Origin of the sequence: Streptomyces sp. NPDC093149 (genome assembly GCF_044754145.1) — a bacterium.
GTDB lineage: Bacteria > Actinomycetota > Actinomycetes > Streptomycetales > Streptomycetaceae > Streptomyces.
Map to the genome: position 1 here is coordinate 33156 of NZ_JBIVON010000017.1, position 20688 is coordinate 53843.

The window sequence follows — 20688 nt, forward strand, 5'->3', positions numbered from 1 at the left end:
TTTGGCTGGGACGGACGAACCGAGAACAAGGAGGCCCCGGCATGTCATCCGACACACCCGGCCACGGTCCGCCCGGCCAGGCCCCGCCCCTCGTCGAGGGCGAGACGGAGGACTTACTGCGCTGCATCTGTTTCAAGACCGGACCGCCCCGGACGGTCGGCGTCGAACTCGAATGGCTCATTCACCACCGAGATCTGCCCCGCGTCCCCGTCCCCCACCACCGTCTCGACGCGGCTGCCGCGATCCTCCGGGCCCTGCCCCTGAGCGCGGCGCTCACCTTCGAGCCCGGCGGCCAGCTGGAACTCAGCTCGCGCCCCGCCGACTCCCTGATGGCGTGCATCGACGCCACCGCAGCCGATCTCGCCACCGTGCGTGACGCCCTGGACCGGGTGGATCTCGTACCGGTGGGGCTCGGCCTCGATCCGTGGCATCCCCCGCGCCGTCTGCTGCACGAGCCGCGCTACGACGCCATGGAGATCTCGTTCGACCGGTCGGGACCGGCCGGTCGCGCCATGATGTGCACCACCGCGTCCGTCCAGGTCTGCCTGGACGCGGGAGAGGAGGAACCCGGTCCGCTCGGCTACGCGCGGCGCTGGCAGCTGTGTCATCTGCTGGGCGCGGTGCTGGTCGCGGTGTTCGCGAACTCTCCTCTCCGGTGCGGGCGGACGACGCCGTGGCGGTCCACCCGGCAGTCGCTCTGGGCCGACCTCGACCCATGGCGGCCGCTGGCACCGTCCGGTCATCTGCCGCCCCGCGACGCCTGGGCCGCGCACGTCCTGGACACACCGGTGATGTGCATCCGACAGGACGAGGGACCGTGGGCCGTACCGGAGGGTCTGACCTTCCGGCAGTGGATCCGTACCGGCGTGCCGAGACCGCCTGTGCGCGACGACCTCGACTACCACATCAGCACGCTGTTCCCGCCCGTTCGCCCGCGCGGACATCTGGAACTGCGCATGATCGACGCGCAGCACGGCGTGGACGGGTGGCTGGTGCCGCTCGCCGTCACCACCGCTCTGTTCGACGACCCGGAGGCCGCCGAGACCGTGTACCGCACCGTCAAACCGCTGGCCGAGACGGCGGGGCCGTGGCCCGCGCCGCGCAATCCGCTCTGGACGGGCGCCGCCCGCGACGGCCTGACCGATCCCGAACTGCGGGCGGCGGCCACCGTCTGTTTCCGGCTCGCGCTGGAGGCACTGCCCCGGATGGGCGCGAGCACGGCGGTGCAGGAGGCGGTGGCGGACTTCAACGACCGCTACGTCGCCCGGGGCCGATGTCCCGCGGACGATCTCCGAAATCCGCTCGCGCCGGGTGAGGCGGGCGGCTCGGGCCACCACGTCGAGGGGTTCCTCTCATGACCGACTCCCCCACACCCGCTCCCTCCGGCCCCACCGGACCGGACGAGGCGGACACCGAGGCGCTCCGGCAGCGTGCACTCACCGCACTGCTCACCGCGCGCGAACGCACCGCGCTACTCACCGACAGCGTTGACGACCATGAACTGGCCTCCCAGCACTCGCCGTTGATGTCCCCCCTGGTGTGGGACCTCGCGCACATCGGCAATCAGGAGGAACTATGGCTGCTGCGCGCGGTGGCCGGAAGGGAGGCGATGCGTCCGGAGATCGACGGGCTGTACGACGCCTTCGAGCACCCCCGGGCGACCCGTCCCTCGCTGCCGCTGCTGCCGCCCGCGGAGGCCCGTGCCTACGCCGCGGAGGTGCGCGGACGCGCACTGGACGTCCTCGACGGCACCGCGCTGCACGGTGATCGTCCGCTGGTGCGGTCCGGTTTCGCCTTCGGAATGATCGCGCAGCACGAACAGCAGCATGACGAAACGATGTTGATCACCCATCAGCTGAGATCGGGTCCCGCCGTCCTGACCGCACCACTGCCTCCCGCCCCCACCGACGCGACGGAGCTTGCCACCGAAGTCCTGGTCCCCGGTGGTCCGTTCACCATGGGCACGTCCACCGAACCCTGGGCGCTGGACAACGAGCGTCCCTCCCATGTGCGCGACGTACCGGGCTTCTTCATCGACACGACGCCGGTCACCTGCGGCGCGTACCAGCGGTTCATCGAGGACGGCGGCTACACCGAGGAACGCTGGTGGGCCCCCGAGGGGTGGGCGATGGTGCGTGAGCACGAACTGATCGGTCCGTTGTTCTGGCACCGGGACGCCGGCCAGTGGCTGCGCCGTCGCTTCGGAGTCACCGAGGCTGTGCCCGGGAACGAACCGGTGCTCCACGTCAGCTGGTACGAGGCGGACGCGTACGCCCGGTGGGCGGGGCGCCGGCTGCCCTCGGAGGCGGAGTGGGAGAAGGCGGCGCGCCATGACCCGGTGTCGGGGCGTTCGCTGCGCTATCCGTGGGGCGACGAGGACCCGACCCCCGAGCGGGCCAACCTGGGCCAGCGCCATCTGCGGCCCGCCGCCGCCGGGGCGTACGCGGCCGGCCGGTCACCGCTGGGCGTGGGGCAGTTGATCGGTGACGTGTGGGAATGGACGTCCAGCGACTTCCTTCCCTACCCGGGATTCTCGGCGTTCCCGTACCGCGAGTACTCCGAGGTGTTCTTCGGTCCGGCCCACAAGGTGCTGCGCGGGGGTTCGTTCGCCGTGGACCCGGTGGCGTGCCGGGGCACGTTCCGTAACTGGGACCTGCCGGTGCGGCGTCAGATCTTCTCCGGCTTCCGTACCGCGAGGGACCTCTGATGTGCCGTCATATCGCCTACCTGGGGCCTCCGGTCGCTCTCGGTGAACTGCTGACACGCCCCCCTCACAGCCTTGTACGCCAGTCCTGGGCCCCGAGGCACCAACGGTACGGGACCGTCAACGCCGACGGTTTCGGCGTCGGCTGGTACGCGGACGGCGATCCGGTGCCCGGACGCTACCGGCGCGAGGGGCCGGTCTGGGGCGATCAGACATTCGCCGACCTGGCCAGAGTGGTGCGCAGTTCGGCGCTGCTCGCCGCGGTGCGCGACGCCACCGAGGCGGGCGCCGACGGCGAGGCGGCCGCCGCGCCGTTCGCCGACGGGCGGTTGCTGTTCAGCCACAACGGTGCGGTGAAGGGCTGGCCCGGCTCGATGGCGCCGCTCGCCGCAGCGCTGCCCCCGGCCGAACTGCTCACGCTCACGGCCCGCTGCGACTCGGCCCTGGTCTGGGCCCTCGTACGGCACCGCCTCGCCGACGGCGACGAACTGGCGCAGGCGGTGGCCGACACCGTGCTCGACGTGGCGGCGGCGGCGCCGGAAGCACGACTGAATCTGCTGCTCACCGATGGCACGGCGATCGTGGCGACGGCCTGGGGCGACACCCTGTGGTACCTCGCCGAGCCCGGCCTGCGCACGGTCGTCGCCTCGGAGCCGTACGACGACGATCCGCACTGGCGCGCCGTCCCCGACCGGACGTTGCTGACCGCGACCCGCGCCGAAGTCCTGCTGACCCCGCTCAAGGAGCCCGCCGAGTGAGTCCCTTTCTGCTGACCCGCACCCTGCCGGTGGACGCCACGGACGCGGCGCTGCGCGCCGATGTCCTGCACGGCCTGACCCGGCAGCCGAAGACGCTGCCGCCCAAGTGGTTCTACGACGCGCACGGCAGTGAACTGTTCGAGGAGATCACCCGGCTTCCCGAGTACTACCCGACCCGCGCCGAGCGCGAGATCCTGATCGGCCGGGCCGAGGAGATCGCCGGGGCATCCGGGGCGCGGACCCTGATCGAGCTGGGGTCCGGATCGTCGGAGAAGACCCGGCACCTGTTGGACGCGTTGCCCGAGCTGCGCAGCTACGTGCCGGTCGATGTGAGCGAGAGCGCGCTGCGCGGGGCCTCCGAGGCCCTGCTCGCGCAGCGGCCCGGACTCTCGGTGCACGCCCTGATCGCCGACTTCACGGGCGGTCTCGCGTTGCCGGACACCCCGGGGCCGCGGCTGATCGCGTTCCTGGGGGGCACGATCGGCAATCTTCTGCCCGCCGAGCGGTCGGTGTTCCTGAAATCGGTGCGGTCGCTGCTGTCCCCGGGCGACGCGCTGCTGCTCGGCACGGATCTGGTGAAGGACGAGGAGGTACTGGTCGCCGCGTACGACGACGCGGCCGGGGTGACTGCCGAGTTCAACAAGAACGTACTGAGGGTGGTGAACCGGGAGTTGGGCGCGGACTTCGATCCGTCCGGCTTCGACCACGTGGCGCTGTGGGATCCGGAACGGGAATGGATCGAGATGCGCCTGCGGGCCCGTGAGGCGCTCACGGTGAAGATCCCGGACCTGGATCTGGTGGTGTCCTTCGCGGCCGGTGAGGAGTTGCGTACGGAGGTGTCGGCCAAGTTCCGCAAGGAGGGTGTGCGGGCCGAACTCGCCGCGGCCGGTCTGAGGATGGATCAGTGGTGGACGGATTCCGCGGACCGGTTCGCGCTGTCGTTGGCGACGGCGGTCTGAGCGAGCCGGGCCAGGGCGCGGCGGTCCGGCCCGTCACCCGCCGCGATCGGCGGCAGGACGCGGATCTCGGCGGTCAGCCCCGCCGCCGTCACCACTCGCCACAGTGAGGCGGTCAGCGGATCGTCGCCGACGAAGCCGGCCGCACCGGCCGGGGCGTTGTGCTCCGCCGGTGCGGAGCCGTCGTGACCGGGCGGCCGGGCGGCCGAGCCGTGCGGCGGCGCGGTGCGATAGCTGATGCGTACCGGCCGGACGGTGGCGTCCGCGTCGATCGCCGCCTGGAACACGGCGGGGCCGAACCTGCCGCCGCCGCGCCCGCACCAGGTGGTGCCCTCCGGGAAGACGACCACCCGTGAACCACCGCGCAGCGCCGCCGCGATGCGGCCCACCGTCGCGGGCAGCGCGCGGAACCGGTCGCGTTCGACGAAGAGCGTGCCGCCGGCGGCGGCGAGTCGGCCGAGCAGCGGCCAGTCGCGTATCTCGCGCTTGGCCAGCATCCGGCCGGGGAACACGGCCGCGACGAGCGGGATGTCCAGCCACGAGATGTGGTTCGCGACGACGAGCGCGCCCGGGGCGACCGCCTCGGGTGCGCCGACGACCCGCACGCGCACTCCGAATGCCCGCACGACCCCGTACGCCCAGCGCCGGATCAGCCTCTCCCGCCGTGTCGCGCCGAGTATCAGCGCGAACGGGGCACCCAGCGCCCCGGCGAGGACGAACGCGCACCCGGCGAGCAGCAGGGCCACGGCCGCCGGGCGGCCCCGCACGCGGCCGTCGTGACCGGCGCAGGCGAGTGGGGTGCAGGGTGCGGTGGGCAGCCAGGGGTTCATCGCAGCGGGGCGAGGGCGAGGAAGTGGCGCAGATAGCGGGGGTCGGTACGGCGCAACGACAGCAGCACGTAAAGGTCTGCGACGTTGAAGTCGGGGTCGTACGCGGGTGCACCGCAGACCCATGCGCCCAGTCGCAGATAGCCTCGGAGCAGCGGCGGGAGCGTGGCGAGTCCGGTGGGTACCGCTCCCCCTTCTTCTGCTCCGGCCGCGGTGTACTGCCAGAGGCGGTGCGGAGTGACCCAGTGGTCCTCGGGTGCCAGGTGCTTCGTCCGTACGGTCTCCCACGCCCCGGCCGCCGCGACGCCGCCGTCGGCGAGAGGGATCGAGCAGCAGCCGGCCAGCCAGTTGTGCCCGGTGCGTTCCATGTAGCGGGCGAGTCCGGCCCAGATCAGCGCGATGACGGCGCCGTCCCGGTGGGCGGGGTGGACGCAGGACCGGCCGACCTCCACCAGGTCGTCGCGGATGGTGCCGAGCCGTCCGAGGTCGAACTCGCTCTCCGCGTACAGGCGCCCGGCGATCCGTGCCCGGTCGGGCGGCAGCAGACGGTAGGTGGCGACGACGTCGCCGGTGGTCTCCTCCCGTACCAGCAGATGGTCGCAGTACGCGTCGAACGCGTCGCTGTCCAGGCCGGGTTCCGCTCCGTCCAGCCTGGCGCCGAGCTCGCCGGCGAAGACCTGGTGGCGCAGGCGCTGGGCGGCGCGCACCTCGTCCTGGTCCACGGCGAGGGACACCCGGTAGCGCGCCGGGGCGGGAGGGACGGGCTGCGCGGGAACGACGGAGGCGGCGGGGAGGGAGGCGACGGGCAGCGCGTTCATGACGGTCTCCGGGGACGGATCGGCAAGGGCGGCCGCCGGGCCGTCGCGCTGCTGCGAAGGCCCGGCCCCTTACTTCTTCCGTGACCGGCTGGATTCGACGTGACCGCATGGGAGAGCCGGGATGTGCGAAGGCTGAATCCCAGGTGTGCCCGGCCGGGAACCGGGTTCCCGCCGGGGACCGGGTTCCCGCCGCGGACCGGAGCCGCGCGCGTCAGCCGCCCGCGAGCCGTTCGGTGATCTTCTCAGACGCGGCCTTCGCCTCCGCCTGCGGGTCGCCGCCCTCCAGGACCGCTGTCATGTACGGCTTGATCGGATTGACGGCCTCGACATCGGCCCACTGCGGCGCGTTGGGGGTCGCACGTCCCTTCGTGGCTCCCCGGGCCATCGCCGCGGTGCCCTCCTGTCCCACGATGACGCGTGCGAGACCGGGCTTGTTGGGCACGTAGCTCATGGCCTTCGCGAGTTCTTCCTGCCACTTCTGGCCGGCGAGCGCCTTGATCACATCGATGCCCGCGGCGCGCCGGCCCGCCTTCTCCGGCACGATCAGATCGGATCCGCCGGTGAAGACGGAGCCGGGAGATTTCGTGGTCTTGCCCGGGATCGGGAAGTAGCCCAGCTTTCCCTTGAGTTCAGGGTTCAGCTGCTCGATCTGCGCGGCGGCGCCGGGCACCGAGATGATCTGCGCGACGTCGCCCTCGGCGAAGACCTTGGCCTGCGGGGGCCTTTCCTCGTCCGCGTTCTTGGGGCCGTCACCGAGCGCCTGGAGTTGTTTGTAGAAGCTCATGCCCCTGAGCGCGCCGGGGCTGTCCAGGGTGCCTTCCCAGCTGCCGCCCCTCTCCTCGGCCAGTTCGCCGCCCTCGTCCCAGATGAATCCGGCGAGGACGTACCAGTTCTGGCCCGCGAGGTAGATGCCCTGGTTGCCGTTCCGGTTCAGCTGGGCGCTGTCCGCGATCCACTCGTCGCGGGTCTTCGGCGGGCTGGTGATTCCCGCCTGCTCGAAGAGATCCTTGTTGTAGATCACCACTCGATTGGCCGCGTACCAGGGAATGCCGTACTGGACGCCCTCGATGCTGCCCGGGTCGGCGAGGCCCGGCAGCCATTCGTCGCTGCCGAGGTCACGCACGGACTCGAGCGTGAGATCGCTCAGTCCGCCGCTCTCCGCGTACTGGGAGACCTGGGTGTTGCCGACCTCGATGACGTCCGGGGTGTCCTTGCCCTTGAGCGCGGCGATGACCTTCGGGCCGATGCCGCTCCAGCTCTGGATCTTGAACTCCAGTTCGATGGAGGGGTGTTCGTCGCGGTACGCCTCGGTGAAGCGTTCCAGGAAGTCGGCGGACACACTGTCCTTCATCAGCCAGATCGTGACCTTCTCGCTGCCGGACGCCTCCGAGCCCGAGACGAAGCCGCATCCGCCCAGCGCAAAGGTGGAAACGAGCGCGACGGCTCCGACGAGTATGCGGTTCTTCACCAGGTTCACCTTCTGCGAAACGGCACGACAAGATCCAGGACCCGGTGTGGGGGACTGCGGGCGGCGCTCGCACGGGCGTGGCTGGATTTTGGTATGGACCATTGGTTTGGTCAAGGCCCGTTCATCACACATTCCGCATACCGACCCCTCGCGCACCCGGTCCGGGTGGGGCACCGTGGTAAGGAGGAGAGGAGACATAGCATGTCGAATCACACCTATCGGGTCACCGAGATCGTGGGAACCTCCCATGAAGGCGTCGACGACGCCATCCGCAGGGGCATCGCCAGAGCTTCGGAAACGTTGCACAATCTCGACTGGTTCGAGATCACGCAGGTTCGCGGAGAGATCAAGGATGGCCGAATCGAGCACTACCAGGTGGGCCTGAAAGTGGGCTTCCGACTCGACGAACCGAGCTGATCGGGCACGACGGCATCACGAGGGCACCACAACCGCGCCGGCTCGCCTCCGGCCGGTTCCGCAGGACGGGGTTCGGCACGCGGCACCGCACGCCCCCCGAGAGTTTCCGGTCACGCCGTACACCCCGCTCAGGCAACCGGTTTCAGCCACCCACCACGCAGGCACTGGCCCTGCGCGCCCTGGCGCCGCGCGCGGCACCAGCACCCCGCGTCCACCACAGCCGGTCACGCCGGATTCAGGTTCGGCCCTCGCGCTCCTGCGCGTCCTTGAGGGCGGGCGACACCTGCGCCCAACGGGCCCGCACCACGGCGAATCCGGCCCGCTCCGCGGCGTCGCAGACGAGTTCGTCGTCGTCGACCAGCATCCGCACCCCGCGTTCCCGGCCCAGCCGTCGCAGGATCTCCAGCTTGGTGTGCCGGGCGGGCCTGCGGTCGTCGTTGCGGCGCATGTACAACCGCCCCTCGGGCAGGCCCTGTTCCGCCAGCCATGCCACGGTGTCGCGACGGCACCGCTCGGGCCGACCGGTGAGATACCTGATCTCGCACTCCTTGGCGCTGCTCAGCGCCAGCCGGACGCCTTCGGGCAGCGGCGGGTCGTCGACCGCGGCGGAGAAGAACCTGTCCCAGTCGCGTCGGGGACCCTCCAGATAGTGCTGCCGATGGCCGCTGTCGGCGAGCGTGCCGTCCAGGTCGAATACGGCCAGGGGCCGGTGGTCGCTGCTCACGCCCCCAGCAAATCAGACCAACGCCACCATCAGCAGCACCAGCACGACCACACCGGCCACCACGGCGGCGACCCGCAGGGACCGGCGCCTCGACCAGATCGGGACGACTTCCGGCCCGTCGCGTCCGGGGAAGACATAGAAGACGTGGTCGGGATCGTCGGGAATGGTGACCGCGGCCGATTGCAGCCAGCCGATGTCGACGCGCCTGGCCACCTCACCCCGGCGCGACGTCAGAGCCGACTCGACCGCCGTGAGATGAGCAGGGTCCAGGCCGTCGGGCAGCGGGGCACCGGCCGAGCCCAGAGTGACCCGCTGCCACGCGCCGGCGCGGCCGGCCTGCTGCCGGAAGCGCAGCGGCGGCGCCGGCGCCGGCAGTCTCAACGAGGACCGGTCGGGTGCCTGTCCGACCGATCCCCCGGTCCAGAGGGTGACCAGGCCCGTGCCGTCGCAGGGGTCGTGCGCCGTCGACCTCTCACCCGAGCAGACCGGGCAGACCCGGAAGCCCGTGTCATCGCACTTCGGACACCTCTTGGCACCCCATCCCCGACATTCCGGACAAGCGGTGCGGGGCTTGCGGCACTTCACACAGGCGGTCCGACCGGCAGCGGACTTCTCCCGTGCCGACTCGGACGGCGCTCGGTCCTTGCGGCGTTCGCCGGTGCCGTCGCACCAGGTGCACGGCTCGACGCCCTCGCAGGCCGGGCACACCGGACCGACGTCGCAGCGCAGCCTTCCCCCGGCCCGGCAGCGCGAGCAGGGCTGCCGTCCGCCGTCGCAGCCACAGGGAACCGTTCTCACCGAACCGCGGAGCACGAGTTCCACCGTCCGCGACACCTCCGGGTCCTTCGGTGGATCGACCGGATGGTCGCGCAGATCGCCTTCGTACTCGGCCCGCTCCGACGTGTCGTACGTGCCGGGCCTGGACTCCGGCCGCGTGGTGCGGGCCTCCATGCAGCGGACGATGCACAGGTCGAGCATCGGGAGCCGGGTGATGTCGGCGCCGGTCCGCCGCAGTTGCGGCCCCTGTCCCGGCCGGCCGACGTGCCGGGCGACGGCTTCGAGGATGTCGTCCTCGGACAGTGCGTCGGCCATGACGACGCTTCCACCTCCCCGGTAGGCGCGCCCACGGGCGGAACGCAGCGTACGGCGGGGCCGCCCGGCACTCAAGAGGGCGTCAGAAGGGCTTCGCCGACGCCCTGCGGGACGATTCCGAGGAGTCGCACCGCAACCCGCACACCCGTTCGTGCGCGGATGTGTGATCATGTACTCACGTTCCGCGTAGATCGTAAAAGGTTGTACAGGATGCACATGGAACCAAAAGCATTCGTAAAGCTATATTCAGCTTTGTGGCATCCAACGTTAATCATGTGAAGCGAATACTCCTGCGTTCAGGGAAGAGCCCCTACGACGTCGTCCCTGTCGAGCGCGCTCTCCACGAGGACGTGTTCGCCACCAACTCGGGCAACCTGATCTTCAGCGATGCCGCCCACAAGATTCTGGAGACGCCGCGTTCGGAAGTGGTGTCGAACGGCATCACCACCCGGGTCGCCGACGCCGACCGCATCAACAGCGAGTACGACGTCTTCGTCATCCCGCTCGCCAACGCCTTCCGGCCGTCCTTCGAGCGCCAGCTGGAGCGTCTGACCCAGCTCATCTCGAAGCTCAAGATCCCGGTCGTCGTGCCGGGCGTGGGTGCCCAGACCGGCACCAACTACTCCGCGGACCGGCTGCGTCCCATGCAGTCCACGGTCTACGCGTTCGTCTCCGCCGTGCTCGACCGCAGCGCCTCGATCGGTGTGCGCGGGGAGTTCACCGAGCGGTATCTGCGCGACATGGGCTTCCGTGACGTGGACGTGATCGGCTGCCCCTCGATGTTCCTCAACGGCACCAGGCTCGACATCCGGAAGAGCGGCCGGGCGCTCGGGCCCGACTCGCGGATCTCCGTCAACGGATCCCACGACGCCGTGCGGAAGCACAAGCTCGGGCGGATCATCAACCGCACCCACGTCCACTATCCCCATCTCCGGTTCATCGGCCAGAACCTCTCCGAAGCACGTCAGCTCCACTGGCGCGACATGTCCCATCAGAACGCCACGCTGGCCGACATCCCCACCCATCCCGACCATCCCATGTACCGGGAGGACAAGGTCCGCGTCTACGTCGACCCAGCCGCCTGGATGGATGACCTCCGGGGCTTCGACTTCTCCTTCGGCTCCCGGATCCACGGCAACATCGCGGCGCTGCTGGCCGGCACGCCCGCCACCGTGCTCTGCGGCGACTCCAGGACGCTGGAGCTGTGCCGCTACTTCGACATCCCGCACCGGATGCTCGCCAAGGCCCCCTCCGACCTCGACCCCGCCGAACTCTACGCCGAGGCCGACTTCGGGCCGCTGACACGCGGCCACCAGGAGCGGTTCGACCGGTTCATGAACTTCCTGGACAAGAACGGCCTGGAGAACACCTTCACCCACGGGGACGGCGGTGCGGCCTTCGAGGAGCGGATGAGTGGGCTGGCCTTCCCGCCGGGCATCCGCCCGTGGGTCGGCGCCGACGCCTCCACGATGAGCGCGCGCCTGGGCTGGCTCCAGTCCCAGCTGACGGATCTCACCGAGCAGAACAACCAGCTCAAGCGGAAGCTCTCGAAGAACTCCTCAGTGCCGGTCCAGCGCTCCACGTACCAGCGGGCCCGCAGTGTCGTCGGGCGGCCCATCAAGCGCGCGCTGCGTCCGTCCCGCTGAGGTCCTTCGCCCCTGTCCGCCCCCGATCCGTCGGCGGACGACGTAAGGGGCGGGGTGTGTCCGTCGTCCGAGGCCGGTCCGTACAGGGCCGGCCTCCGGCTTCTGCGGGCCCGTGCCCGGCGGCCTCAGCCACCCCCGGACCGCTTCCGGCGCCTGGTGCCCCTCCCGGCAAGCTCTGCCCCGTCGCGCCGTCCAGCACGCACGCTCGCGGCGTTGGCCAAAAGTCCTGGTAGCTCCGCTACAAGGACTTCCGGCCGCCTTGCCATCGCACGCGCTGGACGACACTCCTCACGGGGCAAACACTGCCGGTCACGGCACTAGAATCGGAGTGTTTGTCCCCAGACTGCCGCCTCCGCCCCGATCCGTACGGAGTCCACGCGCCCATGTCCACCCCCCACGATCCGTACGTCCGGGTGCGCGGCGCCCGCGAGCACAATCTCCAGGACGTCTCGGTCGACATCCCGCGCGACACCCTCACCGTGTTCACCGGCGTCTCGGGCTCCGGGAAGTCCTCCCTCGCGTTCGGCACGATCTACGCGGAGGCCCAGCGCCGCTACTTCGAGTCCGTCGCCCCGTACGCCCGTCGGCTGATCCATCAGGTCGGTGCTCCCGCGGTCGGCGAGATCACCGGACTGCCGCCCGCCGTCTCCCTGGAGCAGCGCCGTTCGGCGCCCGGTGCCCGTTCCTCGGTCGGGACGGTCACCACGCTCTCCAACTCCCTGCGCATGTTGTTCTCGCGCGCCGGAAGCTACCCGCCCGGTGCCGAACGGCTGGACTCCGACTCCTTCTCGCCGAACACCGCTGCCGGGGCATGCCCCGAGTGCCACGGACTCGGCCGCATCCACCGCACCACCGAGGAACTGCTGGTCCCCGACCCCTCGCTGTCGATCCGGGACGGCGCGATCGCCGCCTGGCCGGGGGCCTGGCAGGGCAAGAACCTGCGCGATGTGCTGGACGCGCTCGGCTACGACGTCGACCGCCCGTGGCGCGAGCTGGACGCCGCGGACCGGGAGTGGATCCTGTTCACCGATGAGCAGCCGGTGGTGACCGTCCATCCGGTGCGGGACGCGGGACGCATCCAACGCCCCTACCAGGGCACGTACATGAGCGCCCGCCGCTATGTGCTGCACACCTTCGCGGATTCCAAGAGCCGCACGCTGCGCGCCAAGGCCGAGCGCTTCCTGACCAGTGCCCCCTGCCCGGTCTGCGGTGGCGGCCGGCTGCGCCCGGAGGCGATGGCCGTCACCTTCGCCGGCCGTTCGATCGCCGAACTGGCCGCGCTTGCGCTCACCTCTCTCGCCGAGGTGCTGCGCACGGCGGGCGGGAGCGACACGGCGCGGGTCCTGACGGCGGATCTGCTCGCCCGGATCGAGACGGTCACCGAGCTCGGCCTCGGCTATCTCAGCCTCGACCGCACGGCTCCGACGCTGTCCTCCGGCGAGCTGCAGCGGCTGCGCCTCGCCACCCAGCTGCGCTCCGGCCTGTTCGGTGTCGTGTATGTGCTGGACGAGCCGTCGGCCGGTCTGCACCCGGCGGACACCGAGTCGTTGCTGGGGGTGCTGGGCCGGCTGAAGGAGGCCGGGAACTCGGTCTTCGTGGTGGAGCATCAGATGGACGTGGTGCGCCGGGCGGACTGGCTGGTCGACGTGGGGCCGCTGGCCGGTGAGCACGGGGGCAGGGTATTGCACAGCGGCCCGCCGGCCGGGCTCGCGGAGGTGACGGAGTCGGCGACCCGGCGCTTCCTCTTCGACGAAGGTCCCGCACCGGTGCGGCAGGTGCGCACACCGTCGGGGTGGCTGAAGCTGAATGGCGTCGACCGCCACAATGTGCGCGGGGTGGACGCCGAGTTCCCGCTGGGGGTGTTCACCGCCGTCACCGGTGTCTCGGGGTCGGGGAAGTCGACCCTGGTCGGTCAGGTCCTGGCCGGTGTGCTCGCCGACCGGCAGGCGTCCGCCACCTCGGGTCCGCCCGCGGAGCTTCCCCCGCCCTGGTGCGCGTCGGCGGAGGGGCTGGAGGCGGTGGACCGCCTCGTGCAGGTCGACCAGAAGCCGATCGGCCGTACCCCCCGTTCCAATCTCGCCACGTACACCGGGCTCTTCGATGTCGTGCGGAAGCTGTTCACCGAGACGGACACGGCGCGCGAGCGCGGATACAAGGCGGGGCGGTTCTCCTTCAATGTGCCGGGCGGGCGGTGCGAGACCTGCCAGGGCGAGGGTTTCGTCTCCGTCGAGCTGCTCTTCCTGCCCAGTACGTACGCGCCCTGCCCGGACTGTCACGGTGCGCGGTACAACCCACAGACCCTGGAGGTCACCCTGCGCGGCCTGGACATCGCGCAGGTCCTGGATCTGACGGTGGAGTCGGCGGCCGGCTTCTTCGCCGGGACGCCCGCCGCCGAGCGCAGTCTGCGGACGCTGCTCGATGTCGGGCTCGGCTATCTGCGGCTCGGTCAGCCGGCCACGGAGCTGTCGGGCGGCGAGGCTCAGCGGATCAAGCTGGCCGCCGAGCTCCAGCGCACGCGCCGGGGCCACACCCTGTATCTGCTGGACGAGCCGACGACGGGTCTGCATCCCGCCGATGTCGAGGTGCTGATGCGGCAGTTGCACGGACTGGTGGACGCGGGCAACACCGTCGTGGTCGTCGAGCACGACATGACGGTGGTGGCGGGCGCCGACCGGGTGATCGACCTCGGTCCCGGAGGCGGCGACCGGGGCGGCCGGATCGTGGCGGCGGGATCGCCCACAGAGGTCGCACACGCGGAGGGCAGCCGCACCGCAGCGTACCTCAGGGCCTCGCTCCGCCCGATCCGATGACTCAACTCCCCTTATGCGCTGGTGAGTTGCCGCATCAGGCAAGCAATGGGAAATGAAAAGGCAAAGAGCATTGACCGAAGGCTGGTCCAGACCAATTATGGGCTTGCCTCACGGCCGCTCCATGCCGTGCGGCATGTGAACCCCGGCCGGGAATCACAGGAACGGGCCGCGCCCTCGACCGGGCGCGGCCGAGCCGTGCGATCCGCCCGTTGTCTCACCCCGCTGGGAGCACCCCATGAGACGTCCAAGAACACTCGGCGCAGTCCTGAGTGTCCTGGCGACGACCATCGCCTCCGTCGGTCTGGTCCTCGGATCAGGCATCGGCGCCGAGGCCGCCACGACCGCCGCCACCCCCCTGCCCGCGCATGTCTTCGCCCCGTACTTCGAGGCGTGGAACGGCGACAGCCCGGCCGCGCTCTCGCAGGCGTCCGGTGCCAGGTACCTGACCATGGCCTTCATCCAGACGGAGGCCCGCGGTTCCTGCACCCCCTACTGGAACGGCGATTCGAGCACCCCCATTGCCCAGTCCGAGTTCGGCGCCGACTTCACCACCATGCGGTCGCGCGGCGGCGATGTGATCCCGTCGTTCGGCGGATACACAGCCGACAACGGCGGCACCGAGATCGCCGACAGCTGCTCCAGTGTCGACTCGATCGCCGCCGCGTACGAGAAGGTCATCACGACCTACGACGTGTCCCGCCTCGACATGGACATCGAGGACAACTCGCTGGAGAACAGCGCCGGTGTCGACCGCCGCAACAAGGCGATCAAGAAGGTCCAGGACTGGGCCGCCGCCAACGGCCGCTCGGTGCAGATCTCCTACACCTTGCCCACCACCACGAGCGGACTCGCGGACAGCGGTCTGGCGGTGCTGGAGAACGCCGTGTCCAACGGCACCAGGGTCGACGTGGTGAACCTGATGACGTTCGACTACTACGACGGCGCCTCGCACAACATGGCGCAGGACACCCAGACGGCGATCACCGGTCTGAAGGGCCAGTTGGCCGGCCTCTACCCGTCGAAGACCGACGCCCAGCTGTGGGCCATGACCGGCATCATCGAGATGCCCGGCATCGACGACTACGGTCCCGCCGAGACCTTCACCACGGCCGACGCGACCTCGGTCTACAACTGGGCCGTCGCCAAGGGCGTCAGCACCCTGTCGTTCTGGGCGCTCCAGCGCGACAACGGAGGCTGCCCCGGCACCGGGGGCAGTGACACCTGTTCCGGGATCGCCCAGGACACCTGGTACTTCTCGCACATCTTCGCGCCGTTCACGAGCGGCGCGGGTCCGGTGACGGACGACTACTCGGTGGCCGTCGCGCCCGGTTCGGCCACGGTCGCCCCCGGTGGCTCCACGACCGCGACCGTGAACACCGCGGTCACCTCCGGCAACGCGAAGACCGTGGCGCTGACGGCGAGCGGAGCTCCCGCCGGTGTGACGGCGACGCTCAGCCCGGCCTCGGTCACCGCGGGGGGTACATCGAAGCTGACGGTCAGCGCTTCTGCGTCCGCGGCGCCCGGCACGTACAGGATCGATGTGACCGGTACGGCGGGCGCACTCAGCCGTGCGGCGGCCTTCACCCTGACGGTGTCGGGTCCGGGCGGCGGCACGGGCGCCCTGGCGAACGGCGACTTCGAGACGGGTTCGCTGAGTCCTTGGACCTGTGAGTCCGGTGGCTCGGTCGTCTCCACCCCGGTGCACGGCGGTTCGCACGCGCTCGCGGCGGCGGCCACCTCGTCGCAGACGGGCGAGTGCGCACAGACGCTCACCCTGTCCCCCCGCACCACGTACACGCTGAGTGGTTGGGTGCAGGGCTCCTACGGTTACCTCGGTGTGCGGGGAGACGCCTCGGCGAGCACCTGGGGCTCGTCGAGCGGCTACGCCAAGCAGTCGGTGACGTTCACCACGGGGTCGAGCGGGGCGGTGACCGTCTATCTGCACGGCTGGTACGGGCAGGGCACGGTCTACGGTGACGACCTCGCCGTGACGTCCTGACCCGGCGCGGCAGCCGAGACTTCCCGGCCCCGGAGGTGGGCGGCCTCCGGGGCCGGGAACTCTGCCGTTCTCTCAGCGGCGCACCTTGCGGGTCGCCCGCAGCCATTCCTTGTTCATGGCCGAGATCGACGGCAGCGGAATGCCCTTCGGACAGGCCGTGGCGCATTCCCCGGTGAGGGTGCAGCCCCCGAAGCCCTCGCTGTCCATCTGCCCGACCATGTCGAGGACCCGGGTCTCGCGCTCGGGAGCGCCCTGCGGCAGGACATTGAGGTGGTTGATCTTCGCCGAGGTGAAGAGCATGGCCGAGCCGTTGGGGCAGGCCGCGACACAGGCACCGCAGCCGATGCACTCGGCGTGCTCGAAGGCAAAGTCGGCGTCCGGCTTGGGCACCGGTGTGGCGTGCGCCTCGGGGGCGGTGCCGGTCGGGGCGGAGATGTACCCGCCCGCCTGGATGATCCGGTCGAAGGCCGAGCGGTCCACCACCAGGTCCTTGACGACCGGGAAGGCCGAGGCGCGCCACGGTTCGATGTCGATCGTGTCGCCGTCCTCGAAGGACCGCATGTGGAGCTGGCACGTGGTGGTGCGTTCGGGGCCGTGGGCGTCGCCGTTGATGACGAGGCTGCAGGCGCCGCAGATGCCCTCGCGGCAGTCGTGGTCGAAGGCGACGGGGTCGTCGCCGGCGAGGATGAGTTCCTCGTTGAGGGTGTCGAGCATTTCCAGGAACGACATGTCCTGCGAGATGCCGTCCACCTCGTAGGTGGACATGGCGCCGGGGGCGTCGGCGTTCTTCTGGCGCCAGACGCGCAGGGTGAGCTTCATGCGTAGCTCCGCTGGGTGGGGTGGACGTACTCGAAGACGAGGTCTTCCTTGTGCAGGACGGGTGCCTCGCCGGTGCCGGAGAACTCCCAGGCGGCGGCGTAGGAGAACTCCTCGTCCCGACGGGCGGCTTCGCCGTCCGGGGTCTGCGACTCCTCGCGGAAGTGGCCTCCGCAGGACTCGGCGCGGTGCAGGGCGTCGAGGCACATCAGCTCGGCGAGTTCCAGGTAGTCGACGATGCGGTTGGCCTTCTCCAGCGACTGGTTGAACTCGTCGCCGGTGCCGGGCACCTTGATGCGGCGCCAGAACTCCGCGCGGATCTGCGGGATCCGGTCGAGCGCCGTGCGCAGCCCCTCCTCGGTGCGGGCCATTCCGCAGTACTCCCACATGAGTTCACCGATCTCGCGGTGGAAGGAGTCGGGGGTGCGGTCACCGTCGACGGAGAGCAGCAGGTTCAGCCGGTCCTCGGTGTCGGCGACGACCTCCTCGACGGCGGGGTGCGAGGCGTCGACCTCGTCGTGGTGGGGGTTGCGGGCCAGGTAGTCGTTGATGGTCGAGGGCAGAACGAAGTAGCCGTCGGCGAGGCCCTGCATCAGCGCGGAGGCGCCGAGCCGGTTGGCGCCGTGGTCGGAGAAGTTGGCCTCCCCGATCGCGAACAGCCCCGGGACCGTGGTCTGGAGGTCGTAGTCGACCCAGAGTCCGCCCATCGTGTAGTGCACGGCGGGGTAGATCCGCATCGGGGTCTCGTACGGGTTCTCCGCGGTGATCCGTGCGTACATGTCGAAGAGGTTGCCGTACTTCTCCTCGACCTTGTCCCGGCCCATCCGCTGGATGGCTTCGGCGAAGTCCAGGTAGACGCCCTGTCCGCCGGGACCGACGCCGCGTCCCTCGTCGCAGACGTTCTTCGCGGCGCGGGAGGCGATGTCGCGGGGGACGAGGTTGCCGAAGGAGGGGTAGATGCGCTCCAGGTAGTAGTCGCGCTCGTCCTCGGGGATCTCGTTGGCGGGGCGGTCGTCGCCCTTCGCCTTCGGTACCCAGATCCGGCCGTCGTTGCGCAGCGACTCGCTCATCAGGGTCAGCTTGGACTGGTGGTCGCCGGTACGCGGGATGCAGGTGGGGTGGATCTGGGTGAAGCAGGGGTTGGCGAAATAGGCGCCGCGGCGGTGTGCACGCCAGACGGCGGTGGCGTTGGAGTTCATGGCGTTCGTCGACAGATAGAAGACGTTGCCGTAGCCGCCGCTGGCCAGGACGACCGCGTCGGCGAAGTAGGTGTCGATCTTCCCGGTGACGAGATCGCGGGCGACGATACCGCGGGCCTTGCCGTCGACGATGATCAGGTCGAGCATCTCGGTACGGGCGTGCAGTTCGACGTTGCCCGCGGCGATCTGCCGGGACAGCGCCTGGTAGGCGCCGAGGAGGAGTTGCTGTCCCGTCTGGCCGCGCGCGTAGAAGGTGCGGGAGACCTGGACGCCGCCGAAGGACCGGTTGTCGAGGAGTCCGCCGTACTCGCGGGCGAAGGGGACGCCCTGGGCGACGCACTGGTCGATGATCTCCACGGAGATCTGGGCGAGCCGGTGCACATTGGACTCGCGGGCCCGGAAGTCGCCGCCCTTGACCGTGTCGTAGAAGAGCCGGTGGATCGAGTCGCCGTCGTTGCGGTAGTTCTTCGCGGCGTTGATACCACCCTGCGCGGCGACCGAGTGGGCGCGACGGGGCGAGTCCTGGAAGCAGAACTGGACGACGTGGTAACCCTGTTCGGCCAGTGTCGCGCCGGCCGAACCACCGGCCAGGCCGGTGCCGACGACGATGACGGTGTGCTTGCGGCGGTTGGCCGGGTTGACCAGCTTGGCCTGGAAGCGGCGGGTGTCCCAGCGTTCGGCGACGGGGCCTTCGGGGGCCTTGGTGTCGACGACGGGCGCGCCCGTCTCGTAGTGCGAGTAGTCGGACATGTCAGCTCACGACTCCGGTCATGACGGCGACGGGTACGGAGATGAAGCCCACCGTCAGCACCAGTGCGAGGACGTTGGCGATGGTCTTGAGGGCGCGTTCACGGGTCGCCCTGCCCGCGCCGAGGGTCTGGGCGGCGCTCCAGAATCCGTGCTGCACATGGAGTCCGAGGGCAAGCATGGCGACGATGTAGATCGTGTTGCCGTACCAGGTGGAGAAGGTGTCGATGACGTTCTGGTACGGGTGCCCGGACTGGAACCCGCCGGAGTGCACGGTGCCCGTCGTCAGGTCGAGGATGTGCCAGACGATGAACAGGGCGAGGATGATCCCGCCCCAGCGCATGGTCCGGGTGGCATAGCCGGCGCGCGGCTTCTTGTGGACGTACTTGGCGGGGCGCGCCCTGATGTCGCGGCGGCTCAGCTGGTACGCGGAGACGGCGTGCAGCACCACGGCGAGCACGAGCACGACGCGGACGATCCACAGGGCCCACTCGTAGTGCAGGAAGGGCTCCCCCATCGTCCGCAGCCAGTGCGCGTAATGGTTGAACTCGCCGGACCCGAAGAAGATCTTCAGGTTCCCGATCATGTGGACGACCAAGTAGAGGAGCATGATCAGGCCACTCACGGCCATGATCGCCTTCTTGCCGACGGACGAGTCCCAGAGCGTACGCGTCATGGACGGCCGTCGGTCCGTCCGTGTTGCCAATGCCATGGACACGACGCTAGGGCCGAAGGGCCCCATCAGTCCAAGACATGGTGCGGCTCATGTTCATAGGCTTTGACTATCGCCGCCGTTAGGCTGCGTGTATGCAATTCCAGCAGCTGATGTATTTCGTGGCCGTGGCGGAGACCCGTCACTTCACCCGTGCCGCGGAGGAGGTGCACGTCTCCCAGCCCTCCCTCTCCCAGCAGATCAGGGCGCTGGAGAACGAGCTGGGGGCGGAGCTGTTCAGCCGGGCCCGCGGCAACATCACCCTCACCGATGCGGGCGAGGCCCTGCTGCCGCTGGCCCGCCGCATCCTCGCGGACGCCGACACCGCGCGCCACGAGGTGCAGGAGCTGGCGCAGCTGCGCCGGGGCCGGGTACGGCTCGGCGCGACGCCCAGCCTCTGCACCGGTCTCCTGCCCGACGTGCTGCGCGCCTTCCACGACCGGCACCCGGGGATCCAGCTGCTGCTGGAGGAGGGCGGCTCGCTGGACCTCGTACGGGAGCTGGCGCGCGGCGCCCTCGACCTCGCGCTGGTCGTGCTGCCGCTGCCTGCCGCCTCCCCCGCGCTCACGACGGTCGAGCTGCTCCAGGAGGACCTGGTCGTGGTGTCGTCGGCGCGGGCGCCACGGCCCGGCCGGGGCGGCAGCGTACGGATCGCCGACCTCCAGGGTGAATCCCTGGTGATGTTCCGGCACGGCTACGACCTGCGCGAACTGACGGTCACGGCCTGTCGCGCGGAGGGTTTCGAGCCCTCGTTCACGGTGGAGGGCGGAGAGATGGACGCGGTGCTCGGCTTCGTCCGGGCGGGGCTCGGGATCGCGGTGGTGCCCAGCATGGTCGCCGTCCGGGCCGGCCACGACCTGCGGACCACACCGCTGGCCCGGCCGGGGCTGCGGCGCACGATCGCGCTCGCGCACCGCAGCGATGTGGCGCCGCCGCGCGCGGCACGCGAGTTGCAGAAGGTGCTGCTCGCCAGCCGGACGGGCTGATCCGGCCCG

The 20688-nt window shown here is 70.2% G+C and carries 17 protein-coding genes; 9 read left to right on the top strand and 8 right to left on the bottom strand.

The window, feature by feature from the left end:
- Positions 1-41 precede the first annotated feature (41 nt).
- The 4 genes from egtA to egtD are packed head-to-tail and all read left to right on the top strand — an operon-like array spanning position 42 to position 4421.
- Positions 42-1358: an ergothioneine biosynthesis glutamate--cysteine ligase EgtA gene (gene egtA, locus ACIQCZ_RS34745; protein ID WP_402288645.1), complete on the top strand. Its 1317-nt coding sequence runs from the start codon at positions 42-44 to the stop codon at positions 1356-1358.
- Positions 1355-2707, top strand: coding sequence for an ergothioneine biosynthesis protein EgtB (egtB, locus tag ACIQCZ_RS34750; protein ID WP_402288647.1), 1353 nt, complete (start codon positions 1355-1357; stop codon positions 2705-2707). The genes egtA and egtB overlap by 4 nt, the downstream gene beginning before the upstream one ends.
- The gene (egtC, locus tag ACIQCZ_RS34755) at positions 2707-3462 is read left to right on the top strand and encodes an ergothioneine biosynthesis protein EgtC (RefSeq protein WP_402288648.1); all 756 of its coding nucleotides are present in this window, start codon (positions 2707-2709) and stop codon (positions 3460-3462) included. Before egtB ends, egtC begins: the two co-directional genes overlap by 1 nt.
- The gene (gene egtD / locus ACIQCZ_RS34760) at positions 3459-4421 is read left to right on the top strand and encodes an L-histidine N(alpha)-methyltransferase (RefSeq protein WP_402288650.1); all 963 of its coding nucleotides are present in this window, start codon (positions 3459-3461) and stop codon (positions 4419-4421) included. Before egtC ends, egtD begins: the two co-directional genes overlap by 4 nt.
- Here egtD and ACIQCZ_RS34765 read toward each other — a convergent pair.
- The 3 genes from ACIQCZ_RS34765 to ACIQCZ_RS34775 form a co-directional block, all read right to left on the bottom strand.
- Positions 4364-5248: a lysophospholipid acyltransferase family protein gene (locus ACIQCZ_RS34765; RefSeq protein ID WP_402288652.1), complete on the bottom strand. Its 885-nt coding sequence runs from the start codon at positions 5246-5248 to the stop codon at positions 4364-4366. The two genes, egtD and ACIQCZ_RS34765, sit on opposite strands and share 58 nt — an antisense overlap.
- Positions 5245-6063, bottom strand: a complete 819-nt coding sequence (locus ACIQCZ_RS34770) for a GNAT family N-acetyltransferase (protein WP_402288655.1) — start codon at positions 6061-6063, stop codon at positions 5245-5247. The genes ACIQCZ_RS34765 and ACIQCZ_RS34770 overlap by 4 nt, the downstream gene beginning before the upstream one ends.
- A 211-nt stretch (positions 6064-6274) precedes the next feature.
- The gene (locus ACIQCZ_RS34775; protein ID WP_402288658.1) at positions 6275-7531 is read right to left on the bottom strand and encodes an extracellular solute-binding protein; all 1257 of its coding nucleotides are present in this window, start codon (positions 7529-7531) and stop codon (positions 6275-6277) included.
- 201 nt (positions 7532-7732) lie between these two features.
- Between ACIQCZ_RS34775 and ACIQCZ_RS34780 the strand changes: the two genes are divergently transcribed.
- Positions 7733-7948: a dodecin gene (locus ACIQCZ_RS34780; protein WP_351084395.1), complete on the top strand. Its 216-nt coding sequence runs from the start codon at positions 7733-7735 to the stop codon at positions 7946-7948.
- Between the two features lie 235 nt (positions 7949-8183).
- Here the strand turns inward: ACIQCZ_RS34780 and ACIQCZ_RS34785 are convergent, their stop codons facing one another.
- Complete coding sequence (locus ACIQCZ_RS34785; RefSeq protein ID WP_402288660.1) at positions 8184-8672, bottom strand: hypothetical protein; 489 nt, start codon at positions 8670-8672, stop codon at positions 8184-8186.
- A 12-nt stretch (positions 8673-8684) separates the two neighbouring features.
- Positions 8685-9764 carry a hypothetical protein gene (locus tag ACIQCZ_RS34790; protein ID WP_402288663.1) on the bottom strand — a complete coding sequence of 360 codons (1080 nt, stop codon included), beginning with the start codon at positions 9762-9764 and terminating at the stop codon, positions 8685-8687.
- A gap of 275 nt (positions 9765-10039) precedes the next feature.
- Here ACIQCZ_RS34790 and ACIQCZ_RS34795 point away from each other — a divergent pair, with 275 nt between their 5' ends.
- The 3 genes from ACIQCZ_RS34795 (at position 10040) to ACIQCZ_RS34805 (ending at position 16219) form a co-directional block, all read left to right on the top strand.
- Entirely contained in the window at positions 10040-11410 is a 1371-nt protein-coding gene (locus ACIQCZ_RS34795; protein WP_402288665.1) for a polysaccharide pyruvyl transferase family protein, read from the top strand.
- A 383-nt stretch (positions 11411-11793) separates the two neighbouring features.
- Positions 11794-14220 carry an excinuclease ABC subunit UvrA gene (gene uvrA / locus ACIQCZ_RS34800; RefSeq protein WP_402288668.1) on the top strand — a complete coding sequence of 809 codons (2427 nt, stop codon included), beginning with the start codon at positions 11794-11796 and terminating at the stop codon, positions 14218-14220.
- A 235-nt stretch (positions 14221-14455) separates the two neighbouring features.
- Positions 14456-16219 carry a glycosyl hydrolase family 18 protein gene (locus tag ACIQCZ_RS34805; RefSeq protein ID WP_402288670.1) on the top strand — a complete coding sequence of 588 codons (1764 nt, stop codon included), beginning with the start codon at positions 14456-14458 and terminating at the stop codon, positions 16217-16219.
- A 72-nt stretch (positions 16220-16291) separates the two neighbouring features.
- Here the strand turns inward: ACIQCZ_RS34805 and ACIQCZ_RS34810 are convergent, their stop codons facing one another.
- From ACIQCZ_RS34810 to ACIQCZ_RS34820, 3 genes are read right to left on the bottom strand one after another with little or no spacing between them, the layout of a single operon-like run.
- A complete protein-coding gene (locus ACIQCZ_RS34810) occupies positions 16292-17038 on the bottom strand; it encodes a succinate dehydrogenase/fumarate reductase iron-sulfur subunit (protein WP_072488934.1) in 747 nt (248 codons plus the stop codon).
- Entirely contained in the window at positions 17035-18984 is a 1950-nt protein-coding gene (locus ACIQCZ_RS34815; protein WP_402288671.1) for a fumarate reductase/succinate dehydrogenase flavoprotein subunit, read from the bottom strand. Before ACIQCZ_RS34815 ends, ACIQCZ_RS34810 begins: the two co-directional genes overlap by 4 nt.
- 1 nt (position 18985) lies before the next feature.
- Complete coding sequence (locus ACIQCZ_RS34820; protein ID WP_402288673.1) at positions 18986-19693, bottom strand: succinate dehydrogenase; 708 nt, start codon at positions 19691-19693, stop codon at positions 18986-18988.
- 95 nt (positions 19694-19788) lie between these two features.
- Between ACIQCZ_RS34820 and ACIQCZ_RS34825 the strand changes: the two genes are divergently transcribed.
- Entirely contained in the window at positions 19789-20679 is an 891-nt protein-coding gene (locus ACIQCZ_RS34825; protein WP_402288675.1) for a LysR family transcriptional regulator, read from the top strand.
- The last annotated feature ends 9 nt before the right edge of the window (positions 20680-20688 follow it).

What these genes read in the sequence shown, in the direction of transcription:
- egtA (WP_402288645.1), top strand. Translation starts at nt 42, where the DNA reads ATGTCATCCGACACACCCGGCCACGGTCCGCCCGGCCAGGCCCCGCCC.
- egtB (WP_402288647.1), top strand. Translation starts at nt 1,355, where the DNA reads ATGACCGACTCCCCCACACCCGCTCCCTCCGGCCCCACCGGACCGGAC.
- egtC (WP_402288648.1), top strand. Translation starts at nt 2,707, where the DNA reads ATGTGCCGTCATATCGCCTACCTGGGGCCTCCGGTCGCTCTCGGTGAA.
- ACIQCZ_RS34765 (WP_402288652.1), bottom strand. Translation starts at nt 5,248, where the DNA reads ATGAACCCCTGGCTGCCCACCGCACCCTGCACCCCACTCGCCTGCGCC.
- ACIQCZ_RS34770 (WP_402288655.1), bottom strand. Translation starts at nt 6,063, where the DNA reads ATGAACGCGCTGCCCGTCGCCTCCCTCCCCGCCGCCTCCGTCGTTCCC.
- ACIQCZ_RS34780 (WP_351084395.1), top strand. Translation starts at nt 7,733, where the DNA reads ATGTCGAATCACACCTATCGGGTCACCGAGATCGTGGGAACCTCCCAT.
- ACIQCZ_RS34790 (WP_402288663.1), bottom strand. Translation starts at nt 9,764, where the DNA reads ATGGCCGACGCACTGTCCGAGGACGACATCCTCGAAGCCGTCGCCCGG.
- uvrA (WP_402288668.1), top strand. Translation starts at nt 11,794, where the DNA reads ATGTCCACCCCCCACGATCCGTACGTCCGGGTGCGCGGCGCCCGCGAG.
- ACIQCZ_RS34805 (WP_402288670.1), top strand. Translation starts at nt 14,456, where the DNA reads ATGAGACGTCCAAGAACACTCGGCGCAGTCCTGAGTGTCCTGGCGACG.
- ACIQCZ_RS34810 (WP_072488934.1), bottom strand. Translation starts at nt 17,038, where the DNA reads ATGAAGCTCACCCTGCGCGTCTGGCGCCAGAAGAACGCCGACGCCCCC.
- ACIQCZ_RS34815 (WP_402288671.1), bottom strand. Translation starts at nt 18,984, where the DNA reads ATGTCCGACTACTCGCACTACGAGACGGGCGCGCCCGTCGTCGACACC.
- ACIQCZ_RS34820 (WP_402288673.1), bottom strand. Translation starts at nt 19,693, where the DNA reads ATGGCATTGGCAACACGGACGGACCGACGGCCGTCCATGACGCGTACG.
- ACIQCZ_RS34825 (WP_402288675.1), top strand. Translation starts at nt 19,789, where the DNA reads ATGCAATTCCAGCAGCTGATGTATTTCGTGGCCGTGGCGGAGACCCGT.